The sequence below is a fragment of the Pseudomonas sp. CGJS7 genome (assembly GCF_036961695.1).
The window spans coordinates 1-13,454 of record NZ_JBAMDI010000203.1 but is presented as its reverse complement, the minus strand read 5'-3'; the positions used below and the strand labels follow the sequence as shown (position 1 = coordinate 13,454).

At 64.3% G+C, this 13,454-nt stretch carries 13 protein-coding genes and 1 tRNA gene; 5 read left to right on the top strand and 9 right to left on the bottom strand.

Features of this window, described 5'->3' with window-relative positions:
- The 3 genes from V7787_RS50205 to V7787_RS50195 all read right to left on the bottom strand — a co-directional run.
- Window positions 1-501 (bottom strand): M23 family metallopeptidase (locus tag V7787_RS50205; RefSeq protein ID WP_336095025.1); only part of this gene is annotated, 501 nt, incomplete at its 3' end.
- Window positions 502-745: 244 nt separating this feature from the next.
- Window positions 746-964 (bottom strand): hypothetical protein, encoded by a 219-nt coding sequence (locus V7787_RS50200; RefSeq protein ID WP_336095024.1) that lies wholly within the window; start codon window positions 962-964, stop codon window positions 746-748.
- A gap of 236 nt (window positions 965-1,200) precedes the next feature.
- Window positions 1,201-2,205, bottom strand: coding sequence for a glycoside hydrolase family 6 protein (locus V7787_RS50195; protein WP_336095023.1), 1,005 nt, complete (start codon window positions 2,203-2,205; stop codon window positions 1,201-1,203).
- 463 nt (window positions 2,206-2,668) lie between these two features.
- Here V7787_RS50195 and V7787_RS50190 point away from each other — a divergent pair, with 463 nt between their 5' ends.
- From V7787_RS50190 to V7787_RS50170, 5 genes are all read left to right on the top strand, one after another.
- Window positions 2,669-3,379: a response regulator transcription factor gene (locus V7787_RS50190; protein ID WP_336095022.1), complete on the top strand. Its 711-nt coding sequence runs from the start codon at window positions 2,669-2,671 to the stop codon at window positions 3,377-3,379.
- The gene (locus V7787_RS50185) at window positions 3,372-4,760 is read left to right on the top strand and encodes a sensor histidine kinase (RefSeq protein WP_336095021.1); all 1,389 of its coding nucleotides are present in this window, start codon (window positions 3,372-3,374) and stop codon (window positions 4,758-4,760) included. Before V7787_RS50190 ends, V7787_RS50185 begins: the two co-directional genes overlap by 8 nt.
- Window positions 4,757-5,872, top strand: a complete 1,116-nt coding sequence (locus tag V7787_RS50180; RefSeq protein ID WP_336095020.1) for an ABC transporter substrate-binding protein — start codon at window positions 4,757-4,759, stop codon at window positions 5,870-5,872. Before V7787_RS50185 ends, V7787_RS50180 begins: the two co-directional genes overlap by 4 nt.
- A 328-nt stretch (window positions 5,873-6,200) precedes the next feature.
- Window positions 6,201-7,034 (top strand): hypothetical protein, encoded by an 834-nt coding sequence (locus tag V7787_RS50175; protein ID WP_336095019.1) that lies wholly within the window; start codon window positions 6,201-6,203, stop codon window positions 7,032-7,034.
- Between the two features lie 38 nt (window positions 7,035-7,072).
- Window positions 7,073-8,032, top strand: coding sequence for a hypothetical protein (locus V7787_RS50170; RefSeq protein WP_336095018.1), 960 nt, complete (start codon window positions 7,073-7,075; stop codon window positions 8,030-8,032).
- A gap of 352 nt (window positions 8,033-8,384) precedes the next feature.
- Here the strand turns inward: V7787_RS50170 and V7787_RS50165 are convergent, their stop codons facing one another.
- The 6 genes from V7787_RS50165 to ybgF form a co-directional block, all read right to left on the bottom strand.
- The gene (locus tag V7787_RS50165) at window positions 8,385-10,193 is read right to left on the bottom strand and encodes a CocE/NonD family hydrolase (RefSeq protein WP_336095017.1); all 1,809 of its coding nucleotides are present in this window, start codon (window positions 10,191-10,193) and stop codon (window positions 8,385-8,387) included.
- A gap of 177 nt (window positions 10,194-10,370) precedes the next feature.
- Entirely contained in the window at window positions 10,371-10,565 is a 195-nt protein-coding gene (locus V7787_RS50160) for a hypothetical protein (protein WP_336095016.1), read from the bottom strand.
- Between the two features lie 314 nt (window positions 10,566-10,879).
- Window positions 10,880-10,955: transfer RNA gene (locus tag V7787_RS50155), tRNA-Lys, on the bottom strand.
- Between the two features lie 146 nt (window positions 10,956-11,101).
- The gene (gene queC, locus V7787_RS50150) at window positions 11,102-11,818 is read right to left on the bottom strand and encodes a 7-cyano-7-deazaguanine synthase QueC (RefSeq protein WP_336095026.1); all 717 of its coding nucleotides are present in this window, start codon (window positions 11,816-11,818) and stop codon (window positions 11,102-11,104) included.
- Window positions 11,819-12,030: 212 nt separating this feature from the next.
- Window positions 12,031-12,708, bottom strand: a complete 678-nt coding sequence (gene queE / locus V7787_RS50145) for a 7-carboxy-7-deazaguanine synthase QueE (protein ID WP_336095015.1) — start codon at window positions 12,706-12,708, stop codon at window positions 12,031-12,033.
- A gap of 7 nt (window positions 12,709-12,715) precedes the next feature.
- Window positions 12,716-13,454, bottom strand: a 739-nt coding sequence (ybgF, locus tag V7787_RS50140; protein WP_336095014.1) for a tol-pal system protein YbgF, incomplete at its 5' end; no start/stop codon positions are given.

Genomic DNA, 13,454 nt, shown 5'->3' with positions numbered 1-13,454 from the left:
GCTCTTGTAGTCGCTGTAGCGGTCGGGACCGTCGTAGTAATGGATCTGCCGACCGTTGAACTTGATCTTCTGCAAGTCGCCGTTGAGCAGTTGCTCATGATGCAGATGCGCGCCGAAGGAGGTGCCGGTGTTGCCGACCGTACCAATGCCCTGGCCCAACGCGACCCGGTCGCCGACCGCGACCGAGAACGAATTCAGATGCGCGTACAGCGTGGTCCAGCCGCTGCCGTGGTCGATCACCACGTACTTGCCGTAGCTGCGGTTTCCGACATCGCGCACCTTGGTCACCTTGCCCTTGGCCGCGGCGACGACCTTGTCGCCGGCACCGTTGGCGCGGCTGAGATCGATCGCCAACGGCGGGCTGTGCCGCTCGCGGGTATTGCCTTTCCAAACCTGCTTGCACGGAAACGGCATCTGAAAATTCGGCGGCGCGGCGGATGCGGCCGGCAAGGCCAACGCGGCGCACAGCGCCAACAGCGAACGGACGGGAAAGCGGGTCATGCGTAGTTCCTCGATAGGCCACGGAAGTCGGACAGGCGCGCAGACCGCGCCGGCGATAAATCGCCGCGGAGCGATCTCCATCCACGAGTGGAGACCGCTCCGCAACGCTCCGCGAATCGCACGCCGGCTCAAGGAGAGAAAACCGGCTGGTCCGAGGGGGCATGGGACCGGGTGCGCAGCGGAGAAACCTGGACGCGTCGTGCGGGACAACTGACGGTGTCCGCGCCAGGCGCGTTGAATCGGATCAGCGCGCGCTCAGCCGATGCGTCGGCCGATTGCGCTGGCCGTCCGCATCGGGACGGTCCGGCGCCGGCGGCGATTCGGCCATCGCCTGCACCTGCGCCAGCAGCGCCTGCCGATCGGCCGACAAGGCCACGCTGGTGATGAACGCCGCGTACAGCGCGAGCATCCAAAACCAACGATGCGAACGCCGTGGCGCGGGCCGTTGCGAGAACCGGGACATGAGCCGAACTCCTGAGCGAACTAACGACGGCGCAAACGCGGCGCCCGGCCCGGCTCGCCGTCGAACACGCCCCCGCCGTTCGGCGCGAGCGCTTGCGCTCCGCCGCGCCAACGCGGCGGATCCAAAATGGGTACGAATGCAGCGGCCCGATGCATGCGCCGCCGCTGCGATCCCGCTCCGTGCGCACCGCCCCGGAGCGGATCGATGCGCCGAGCCCGCGGCTCAGCGCGAAACGCTCACCGCCCTTCGATCAAGCGGGTTGCGAGGTCGGGCGAAAAGTCGCCGGCCTTGGTGTTCGGCGCGATGCCGCACTTGCCGTCCGAATCGCCCGGCACCTTGATCCACAACAGCATCTCCGCGCCGCTGGTGCTGTTCTGCGAGACCACGCCGAGCTTGCGTCCGGCCGGATTGCACCACTCGCCGTTGGAGCCCTTGCCGTTGCGGCTGGTATCGACCACGAACGGCTTCTCGTAACCGAACTGCGCCTTCAACTGCGCCTTGACCGACGCGCCGTAACGATTGGAATCGGCGGTGGTGTGGTAGTTGGAAACGTTCAGGGCGAAACCGCGGATGTCGCTCACGCCGACCTTGTTCAAGCGCCGCGCCATCTCATCGGCCGCGATCCAACTGGCGTTGCCCGCGTCGTGATAGACCATCGCATTGGGCGCGCGCATTTTGAACTCGCGCGCGGCGAACTGCAGCATGCCGATGCGCTCGGCGCGCAGATCGCGGGGCTGAGTGTCCAGGCAATCGAGTTGCGCCAATGCATCGGGTTCGATCACCACCACCGCGCGGCGGCTGCCGATGCCCGAGGCGAAACTGGAAATCCAGGCTCTGTACGCCGCCGCGTCGCCCGCGCCGCCACCGGAATGGCTGCCGCAATCGCGTCCGGGAATGTTGTAAGCGACCAGGATCGGCAGCTTGTCGGCCGCGCGCGCGCCGTCGACGAAAGTCGACACGGCGGTGCCGATGTTGGTGTTCCAGTTGCCGAACCAGCGCGCCATCGGCTTGGTCGCGATCGAGCTTTTGATCTTGCTCACCCGCGAATCGGCCGGATTATTGCGTATCCACTTCACCGAATTGGATTCGGGATCGACGTAGAAACCGCTGTTCTGGTTCGCCGCTGCCGCGCTTGCCGAGCACAGCAAGCCGGCCAGACCCAGCGACAAAGCCGCCGAAACGACACGGCCGCACGCGATGTTCCCGGCCGCAGAACGCCCGGCCTTCAATGTTTGACGCATGTCTCCTCCAACGGGTGATGCTTGGTGAGGCAACGCAGCCGCAAACGCATTCGTTTCGCGCGATACCTAGTTTTTCTTACGACAGCCATCAGCTTGGGTTTGTTCGCAAGTGCCTGTTCCAGGCAAAATGACCGCCTGTCAGCCAGCGCAGTTTTAACTGCCTCACACTTTCGAACACTCGCGGAGCTGCCCATCGACAGCGCAGAATCTCCGTGTTAGTCGTGAACGCATGCTCCCTTCCCCGGAGCATGCGTCCATCAACTATCGACCGGGCTCGACCAACATCGATCAAGCGCAACCGAACACTCCCTCCAGAGCATGGTTCCAGTCTAAGCAGATAGCCTGTCGGCGACCTGTCGCACCGCCGGCGTAGACGCGCGCCGCAGTCTGACAACACGACCTATCCCCCAAAAAAACCCCTCATGCGCCCCCGCGCATGGCTTAAGGCTATCCAGGAGTTTCCATGCGTATATTGCTTGTCGAGGACAATCTCGATCTGGCTCAGGCAGTGGTGCAGCATCTGCGCCGCACCGGCAACGCGGTCGATCACGAAGCCGACGGCCTCAACGCCTGCCGTTATCTCGAACACGAACGCTACGACCTTGTGCTGCTGGACATCGGCCTGCCGCGCATGGACGGCCTGAGCCTGCTGGCCGAACTGCGCCGCCGCGGCGACGCCACCCCGGTGTTGATGCTGACCGAACGCTCGGACATCGAAGACCGGATCAGCGCGCTCGACGTCGGCGCCGACGACTACATCGGCAAGCCGTTCGATTTCCGCGAACTCAGCGCGCGCTGCCGCGCCCTGACCCGGCGCCGGCAGGCGCAGACCTCCAGCCTGGTGCGGATCGGACCGCTGCTGATGGACAACGCCGCGCGCCGCGTACGCTTCGAAGACCGCACCATCGACCTGCCCAATCGCGAATACAGCCTGCTGGAGATCCTGGTCGGCCGGCTCGGCCAGGTGGTCAGCAAGAGCGAGATCACCAATCGCCTGTTCGCCCTGAGCGAAGAAGCCGGCTCCAATACGGTCGAGCTGTACGTCGCCCGGCTGCGCAAGAAGCTGCCGCAGCAGTTCCTGCGCATCGTCACCGTGCGCGGCACCGGCTACCTGGCCGAGACCATCCGCGGCGAGGCGGTGCTGGCGCAACCCTTCGGCGCCGCGCATGACTGAAGCCGAGCATGCGCGCCCGTCGATCCGCCACACCTTGCTGCTGTCGATCGGCTTGCTCTCGCTGGTCGGCATGCTGTTGCTGTTCTTCGGCGCCAGCCGCTACGGCGAGCGCGCGGCCGATCTGTCCTACGACCGCTTGCTCAACGCCTCCGCGCTGACCATCGCCGACAGCATCACCCTGGTCGACGGCCAATGGGAGGCCAACATCCCCTGCGCCGCGCTGGAGTTGCTGTCGGCGGCGCCGGACGATCGCGCGTTCTATCGCGTGTATCTGGCCGGCGGCCGCACCTTGACCGGCTACGACGACCTGCCGCGCCCGCGCACCGGGCTGGGCGACCGCACCGTGTTCTTCGACGCGCAGTACCGCGGCGAACCGGTGCGATTCGCCGTGCTGCGTCGCGCCGCCAGCAGCGCCGACGGGCCGGACGCGGCGATCGTGCAAATCGGCCAGACCCGGCGCGCGCGCGACGACGTCGCCCGCGACATCGTCTGGCACGTGACCGGCTGGATCGCATTGTTCACCGTGGCGATCCTGTTGCTGGCCTGGTTCGCGATCGACCGCGCCTTGCAACCGCTGGTTCGGATCGAACAAGACTTCAGCGTGCGCGGACCGTTCGACCTGCGCCCGATCACCCGCGCGGTGCCGACCGAACTGTCGCACGTGGTCGCCGCGCAGAACCATTTCATGTCGCGCCTGTCGACCAACATCGACGTGCTGCGCGCCTACATCGCCGAAGCCGCTCACCAGATGCGCAATCCCTTGGCCTCGCTGCGGGCGCAGGCGCAGCTGTCGCTGCATCAGAGCAACCCGCAACAATGGCGCCAGGGCCTGCATGCGATCGAGCGCCATTCCGGCAAGCTCAGCCGCTTGCTCAACCAACTGCTCAGCCACGCCAACGTCACCCACCGCGCCGAACTGCACAACTTCAAACCGGTGAATCTGGAAACCATCGCCCGCCAGGCGCTGCACGAATCGGTGCCCCTGGCCGAACCGCGCCCCGACGTGCGCTTCGAATGCAGCGCCGAGGACACCGCCCTGCACGGCGACGCGCTGATGCTGCGCGAAGCGATCAAGAACCTGATCGACAACGCGATCAAGCACGGCGCCCACAGCGAAGCGCCGGTCTACGTGCGCCTGCAACAAGACGCCGACGGCCTGCTGCTCAGCGTCGACGACGCCGGTCCCGGCATGAGCGCCGAAGACCGCGAACGCGCCTTCGAACGTTTCGGCCGCGGCGAAAACGCCTCGGTGCAGGGCGCGGGACTGGGACTGGCGATCGTCAAGCGCGTGGTCGAAAGCCATGGCGGCCGGGTGATGCTGCAATCCTCCGAACAAGGCGGCCTGAGCGTGCGCCTGCTGCTGCCCAAGGACGCGCAATGACACGGCTGCGCGCGATCTCGGCCGCGGCGCTGTATCCGATCGCCGTGCTCGGCGCCTTGTGTTCGCAACCCGCCCAGGCGCGTCCGCCGCAGAGCGAACGCATCACCGTGTTCGAATCCAAGATCCCGCAACAAGCCCGGCTGGTCCTGCACGGCTCATCCAACGCCGGCTTGATCCGCGCGCTGGCGCTGGACTACCAACGCATCCACCCCGGCGTGGAAGTGCGTTACTCGCACCTGGACACCCAGGACATCTACCGCCGCGCCACCCGCGCCGGATCGACCTCCGAACGCCCCGACCTGCTGCTGAGCAGCAGCACCGACCTGCAGATCAAACTGGTCAACGACGGCCTCAGCCGCGCCTACCGCTCGCCGCAAACCCAGGCCCTGCCCGCCACCGCGCGCTGGCGCGACGAAATCTTCGCTTACGGCTACGAGCCGGTGGTGATGGTCTACAACTCCCGGTTGCTGGAAGCCTCGCGCGCCCCGCAAACCCGCGGCCAACTGCAAGCGCTGCTGGCCCAGCCCGACCACCCGCTGCGCGGCAAGATCGCCCTGCAAGACCCGCGCGGCAGTGCGGTGGCGTATTTCATCGCCACGCAAGAAACCAAACTGCTCGGCAGCGACTCCGGCCCCATGCTCGGCGCGCTCGGCGCCAACCGCGCGCAGTTGTTCAAACGCATGGACAACCTGCTCGACCAGCTGTCCAACGGCGACATGGGACTGGCCTATGGCGTATTCGGCTCCTACGCCCTGCAGCGTATTCAGCGCGGCGCACCGCTGCGGATCGTGCTGCCGCGAGATCACCTGCTGCTGGTTGCGCGCACCGCGGTGATTCCCGCCAACGCGCCCAACCCGGCCGAAGCCCAGCGCTTCCTCGACTACTTGCTGTCCGCACGCGGCCAGGCCGTCCTCGCAAGCAACGCCAAATTGATCCCCGCGCGCGTAGACCTGCCCGACATCGCGCCGGTTTACGCCGGCTTCGACCCGCGCGGCACCACGTTGCGGCGTACGCCGCTGGGATTGGGATTCCTGGTGTATCTGGACGAAGTGAAGCGGCGGCGATTTCTGGAAAAATGGCGCAGCCTGATAGAGCCAACCGCGACGCGGTGAACCCCCGTCGTGGCGATTCGAATGCGATCGAGCCTGGGGCAACAGCGGCCCGAACCATCGTCAAGCCGGAATGAAGAGCATCCGTCAGCAGATCGCTCGCGCCGCAGTGCGTGATCTGGCGCCGATCATTGGGCGCCAAGAATGTGCGCGTCTGCCGCAGGACTGGCCACACCGAGCTCACCCCTCAAATTAGGACAAGTCCGAACTCTCGCCGCTTCGGCCTGAGCGATACTCAACGTGCTCGACAGCAAAGCAAGCATGCCCCTCATCGAGGGCGCGACCAGCGCCATCTCGAATGGTTGGCGCCCCACACAAGGAGAACAGTGGAATGTGGCGAATTCTTGTATTTGCAACTGCGCTGGCCGGATTTTCTCCCGTTGCGCTACTGCATGCGGCTCCCAATGAACCCACGCCAGAGACAAGACGTCAGGAAGCCAAGAAGTATCAGCAAGACCGCCTCCAAGCCATCACCAGACGCGGCCGGTTTGGCGACTACCAGCAACTGCTCACAACCGGCAAGGTTCGCACCGCTTCGGCGTTGCCCGCTGATCGAGCCGACGCGCTTTCGCGTGACGCCGCCATCGACGCGGCCGCACTGGGAATTACAGCTGCAGAGGTTAACGCCTTTCGTCGCCGCAACATCGACCTGGTAGGCATGGCCCACCGGCTTTTTACAGGCATAACAACACCTGCCGAGCAAATGCTACTGGCTGATCTGGTAGTAGTCGCCACGGCTGGAAAGGTGCGTGCAGATAGAAATCGCATCGACGGATTTCTGTCCGAAATGCCCTTCACCATCGTGAAGTCACTAAAGGGATCGCGGACGGCCGGCGACGTGGTTTTCGTCGCAAGAAGCTCTGGTCCCCAACCCAACGGCAATGAAATCAGGGACTTCGGCGACGTCGACTTTGAGCCCGGCAAAAAATATCTGTTGGTACTGTCCAAGAATTGGTATGAACAATTCGTTGCCCTAAGCAAGAAGCAACCGGAGAGCAGTTTCACCGCGCTGCCTTTTCTCGCGTATGAAGTCTTGGATGGCGGCAAGCTGCGGCGCGGCCCCCAACCCACGATATCTGGCGAAGCCCCGAAAGACTTGGCATCGGCAGAGAGCGATCTTGGAAAACTTACAGGAGTGAACAACAAGGCCGGGGGGCGGCGATGAGGCCCTGTCAGCTGCGCGCAGCGCTAGCAACCGGTTTGATGGTATGGACCGGTTCAACCTGGGCGACACCACCAGCAATTATTGGGACATGGGATACCGCCGGACTCAGGATTGGATTCCACGAATCCATTCCCAATGAATGCATCGAACAAGCATTGTTCGCGGCCACTGCCTGGAACAATGCCGGCGCAAACTTCAAGTTCGATGTCGACATTTCAGGAAGACACCCCCGACGCGTCGATCAGACAGAGGCTTTCGATTCGCAAAACATAACTTTCGAATCTGGCTCCCCGCAAAATCTAAATGCGGTGATGGCCGCGCGGATAGGATGGGTGCCGGGCACGCCAACAATCAACAATGCCGATGTCATCGTCGACAAGAGGCGTCTTGAGGAAGTTCCTTCATCAGTCATCAAGCTCACTTGCGCGGGAGTGACAGCCACTCCCCCAGACAGGACCGATTTCCAATCTGCGGCGCTCCACGAACTCGGGCATACCGTCGGCCTCGACGACATCAATGATGATGCCAGTTGTTCAATGTACAAATCTCTGAACCCTGGAGTCTGGCGACGCGGGCTGTGCACAGACGAAATGCAGGCGTATATCAACAACTATGACCGGTTCCGAATAGTTAGCATCACGAATGTAGCGGGCCCGTACTATACGGCGATTCCCGTTACCCTGGCTTACAGTGGAAAACCAAAATTTCCAATGAAACGGTCCGTAAAACCGACTACCTGCCCCAGCGGCTGGACCTGCGACAACGCCGGCTCGGAAACAACTTACGCTACGAACACTCCGTCACCGTTGACCTTCAATTTCAGCTGCCATCCATCGCAGCCGATGCCGACAGCCACATTCGGCTTCCGGACAACCTTAACCGACGCCGATGGCAAGATAACCAATGCCTTCGACCATTCGGCCACTTGCACTGCGAGCGCACAGAAGCAAGCACTCGGAAAGAAAACGACCGCCACCAATCGCGTTAAGATGGACTGATCGCATCGCTGTCCGGCTCTAGCTCACTATCGATCTGCCGGATGCATGGATCGGCCCGACCGTCGCGCCACGCCTCGGGCATGGCGAGGCGGCTATCCGCCAACCCTTGCCCCGCCGCAACCCTCAACCCGCCCGAAGTTATCCAAGCCTACGAAGCAGCCCTCGCGCGACAGCCAGATTCTCAGTCAGAAAATCGCGCTAGCGGATGGCGACTCAGCCTCGATAGCGTGCGTTGCCGCGACGATACCGACCGCAATTTCTTGAACGGTCGGCTCTGCATCTTCCTGTCCAGAGCGCGGTGGGCTCAGCGCCAAACCCCACTCGCCACCATCGCTCTCGCCCCCGGTCTCGGCTATTTTCCGCCAACCGACGACTTCGCCGCGACAGGCACATACAACGCACTGGGACGCTGCGCATCGTGATACAGCGTCACCGTAACCTTTCGCGCGTCCTTGCCGGACTCTTCCGCGACCACCCCGCCGGTGTTGTAGTTCTTCTGCATCGACATGCTGTTGAGCGGCGCGATCACCAGACGCAAGCGGCTGCCCTGGGCCAAGCGTCGCGCAGTGAAGTTGAAGCGCTCGAAGTCGTAACGCTCGATCGCGCCCGGCACCACCGGCACCGGCTCGCGCAAACTGGTGCGATACCGCGCACGCTTGAGCTCCTGAGTCAGAAACACCGTGCTGCCGTCGGCCTTCACCTCGTAGATCTTGGCGGCGAAATCGGTGTCCGACTGGTCGAGCGCGATGTACGCCGACAACTTGAAGAAACCGGCGATGTCGAGCTCTTTCTCCAGCGCCGGCGTGTGGTAGACCAACTGCTTGCCCGACGACAGCAGCGTGCTGCGCTGATCGAGAATGAAAGCGTAGGTCGGTGCGAACACTTCCGGCCGATCTTCGTACTGCAACGGACTGGTGTCGAGCGGATCGTAGATATAGCGATCGGGCGTGGCCGAAGCCGATGGCGCGCTGCGCAGTTGGCCCGATTCGAATACGTCGTTGGCGCGGCCGCCCTGCGAGTCCAGATACCAGGTCTGGGTGCTCGCGGTGGCCGCCTGCAACGAAGGCGCGTAACGCCAGGCTTCTTCGCCGACCATGTAGAACGCGACCTTGTCCTTCAACAGCTCGGGCTTCTTGCCGTTCTTCAAGGTCCAGTCGTACCACGAGGTCAGCAAGGCGGCCATGTCGACCACGCCCGCTGGCGCGATTTTCAGACCGCCCACCTCGGCCTGCGGAACGCCGGTTCCGAAGTGATCCCAGGGCCCGATGACCAGATAGTGCGCGGCCTTGGCGCGGTCGTTGCCGTAGCGCATGTGTTCTTTGTAGTAGTGCATCGCGCCGGGCTGATCGTCGTCGTAATGCCCGGTGATGCTCAGGATGGGCATGCGCATCTGCGCGTACTGTTCCGGCGTCGGCCGATGGCTGTCCCAGAACGCGTCCTGATACGGATGTTCGATCCATTTCTGGAAGGTCGGCGACGGGTTTCCGATGTAGCTGTCGAGCTGCGTGTACGGCGCATGCGCCTGATACCAGCGCCGGTATTGGCTCGCCCAGAACGCACCGTCGAAGAAAATCCGGTCCTGGGTGGTGTTGCCGCTGACGAAGGTCAGCCACTGAATGTTGTAGGTGTACGGAATGTTGTTGAGGATCGGAAAATCGATGCCCGGCCCCACCGACGCGACCGGCACGATCGTCGCCAGATGCGGCGGCAACTCTTTCGCCGCCGCCCACTGGCTGTAGCCCAGGTAGGAACCGCCGTTCATCGCGACCTTGCCGTTGCACTCGGGCTGCTTGGCCAGCCACTCGGCCACGTCGTGGCCGTCCTTCGCCTCTTGCAGCAGCGGCGTGAACTCGCCCTGCGAATTGCCGCGGCCGCGCACGTCGACGGCGTAATAGGTGTAACCGTTGCGGGCGAAGTGCATCGCGCGCTCGTGATTGCGCTGGGCCATGTACGGCGTCATCGCGAAGATGCACGGCGTTCCGGCTTTTTCGTTCAGCGGGCGATAGCGGGCCGCGCTGAGGTTTACCCCGTCGCGCAGCGGAATCTTCACGTCCCAGGCGAAGGCGACGTCGGTCGCGGCGGGTTTCGCCTCCTCCGCGGCGGCAGTCCATGCCAAGCACAACGCGTTCAGAATTCCGATGGCGATCAGACGCTTATGCATGGCGTGGCTCCGGTGTTTCGGGAAATCCTCGGCGCGCCATGACGGGATGTCGAGTGACTAGTGTCATTGGCCGGAGGCTGGGGATCGGCAGCGGCATGCCGAGTCGGCGGGCGCCGACCGTATCGAAAGACGACTAGCCACAGCGCATGCCAGCTGCCCTCCCATCCAGACCGGCGACTACCCACAGCTGTAGCGATGCAAGCACTGATTGAGCTGAGTCTTGCAGTTCGTCCCACCGATCTGCACGCAGCGCGAGTAACTCGTCCAGCAACGCTCGCAAGGATCGTAGGCATAACTGCTGGTACTGACCAACGCGAAGCCGAACGCGAACGCTGAAATCGAGGCGATCCAGCGCTTGGACAATCGGATCATGGCGATCTCCTGGCCGATGACGCAGCCGTTTCGGGCTGCTGCCCGCATGATCGCGAGCCGTCACGAAACTAGCGGCGCATCGGTGCGGTTTCCGGGAAGCATGGCGAGGATCGCGGCAGTTCGCAGTTCTGGCATACGTATATGCATGCCTAAGCGCATCCCGCCCCGATCGGCGCTTAGCGATATCGCGCGAATGCGATCGGTCCGGTGGCGCCGAACGCAAGAATCGGCTGGCTGCTCAAAGCCGCGAACAGGGCTTTTCATCGACGCAAAGAAAAAGGCACTCAGGATCGCTCCTGAGTGCCTCTCGTATCTGGTGGGTCGTGAAGGATTCGAACCTTCGACCAAAAGATTAAAAGTCTTCTGCTCTACCGACTGAGCTAACGACCCAGAGTGTGTTGCCGACGCCGGTTTGGAGGCCGCGTCGAGTGCCCAGCGTTTCGCCGGGCCGGACATTCTAGCAAAGGCGACGGCCCGGAGTCAGGCCCCCCTGGCCGAACACGTTCAGACCCGGGGCTGGCGCGCGGGACGGGCGCTCAGACGTAACGGGTCGGGTCGGCCACGCCGGCGGCGTTGAAGCCTTCCGCGCGCAGGCGGCAGGCGTCGCAGTGGCCGCAGGCGCGGCCGCCGTCGTCGGCTTGGTAGCAGGACACGGTTTCGCTGAAATCCACGCCCAGGCGCAGGCCTTCGCGGACGATGTCGGCCTTGCTCATGAATTGCAGCGGGGCCTGCACGCGCAACCCGGCGCCTTCCACGCCGGCCTTGGTGGCCAGGTTGGCCAGGCGCTCGAAGGCTTCGATGAACTCGGGGCGGCAGTCGGGGTAGCCGGAGTAGTCCACCGCGTTGACGCCGCAGAAGATGTCGTTGGCGCCGAGCACTTCGGCCCAGCCCAGGGCGATCGACAGCATGATGGTGTTGCGCGCGGGCACGTAGGTGACCGGGATGTCGTCCTTGGCCGCGGCGGTGCCGATGGCGTGGCCGTCGTTGTCCAGCGGCACCGAGATGGTTTCGTCGGTCAGGGCCGAGCCGCCGATGCTGCGCAGGTCGACGCTGACGGTCTTGTGCGCGACCGCGCCGAGGCTGACGGCGATGCGCGCGGCGGCGTCGAGTTCGGAGGTGTGGCGCTGGCCGTAGCGCACGCTCAGCGCGTGCACGGCGAAGCCTTGCTCGCGGGCGATGGCGATGACGACGGCGGAGTCCATGCCTCCGGAGACTAGAACGACGGCTTTTTTCATGGTGTGGAGCTCGGGAATCGGAAGAAGCTAAACGGAGGGGGCGATGCTCTGCGCTCGTCATCTCCGCGAAGGCGGGGATCCAGAGACTTCAGAGTCATGTCGCGATAAGGCCCTGGATCCCCCGCCTTCGCGGGGATGACGAGCAACAGCCGGCGGATCGGAGCATTCGAACAGATCGGGGAAGCCAGCGCTTTTCCTGCTCCCGGCCTCCGCCCCTCTATTCCCGGCGTTTACCTGCCCGGCTCGTCGTTCCAAAGAATCTTGTGCAACTGCAGCTGGAACCGCACCGGCAAGCGATCGGCGACGATCCAGTCGGCCAGGTCGCTGGGCTTGATCTGGGTGAAGCTGGGCGAGAACAGCACGTCGCACACCGCGGTCAAACCGTGCTCGGCGACGATGCCCTTCGACCAGTCGTAGTCCTCGCGGCTGCAGATGACGAACTTGATCTGGTCGCGCGCGGTCAGCAGCGGCAGGTTGCTCCACAGGTTGCGGTGGGCTTCCAGCGAGTCCGGGGTCTTGATGTCGAGCACGCGCGACACGCGTGGGTCGACCGGGCCGATGTCGATCGCGCCGGAGGTTTCCAGCGAGACCTCGTAACCGGCGTCGCACAGCTTCTCCAGCAGTTGGATGCAGCGCTTCTGCGCCAGCGGCTCGCCGCCGGTCACGCAGACGTGGCGGGCGCCGTGTTTGGCGACCTCAGCCAGGATCGCTTCGAAGTCCCACCACTCGCCGCCGTGGAAGGCGTAGGCGGTGTCGCAGTACTGGCAGCGCAGCGGGCAGCCGGTCAGGCGCACGAACACGGTCGGCCAGCCGATCGAGTTGGATTCGCCTTGCAGCGACAGGAAGATTTCGGTCAGCCGCAGGCGCTCGGACGGCGCGGCGGCCGTCTGCGGGGCAACGGCGTTCATGGGTGTCTCAGTTGCGCAGCCGGCTCAGCTGGATCGCATTGAGGCGATCGGCGGCTGTGCGGGCGGCGTCGGTGCCGGGATAGCGGGTGGCGACGTCGGCGAGCGTGCGCTCGGCGGCCTCGACCTGTTTCAGGCCGAACTGGGCCAGGCCGACTTTCAACAGGGCCCCGGCGGCCTTGTCGTGGGTCGGGTAGCGGTCGAGCAGCGCCTGGAACTGCTCCTGCGCGAGCTGGTAATTCTGGGTGACGTAATAGCTCTCGCCCAGCCAATACAGCGCATTGGGCGCGTACGCGCCGCTGGGATGGGCGGCGAGGAAATCCTGGAACAGCCGCGCCGATTCGGCGTACTGGCCGGATTTGAGCGCGCCGAACGCGGTGTCGTAGGCGGCGCGTTCGTCGCCGCTCTGGGCGACCAGGCCGGCATCGCCGTGCACCGCCGGCGGGGTGTCCTTCACCGCCGCTGCCGGCGGTGTCGGAGCCTTGGGCGCGGACGCTTGCGGAGCACCGCCGGCCGCCGCGCCGCCGCTTTCCAGGCGGTTGAGACGGTTGTCGGTGTCCAGGTACTGCGCCTTGCCGCTTTCTTGCAATTGCTTGTTCTGTTGCTGCAGCTCTTCCATCTGCGAGCGCAAGGCCTGCATTTCGGTGCGCAGCTGGGTGACCTGGTTGAGCAGGTCGAGATTGGCCTGATTGTCCGAGGCGCGCTGTTCGAGCACCGCGACGCGGTCGGCCAAACTGGCGCGCTGGGCA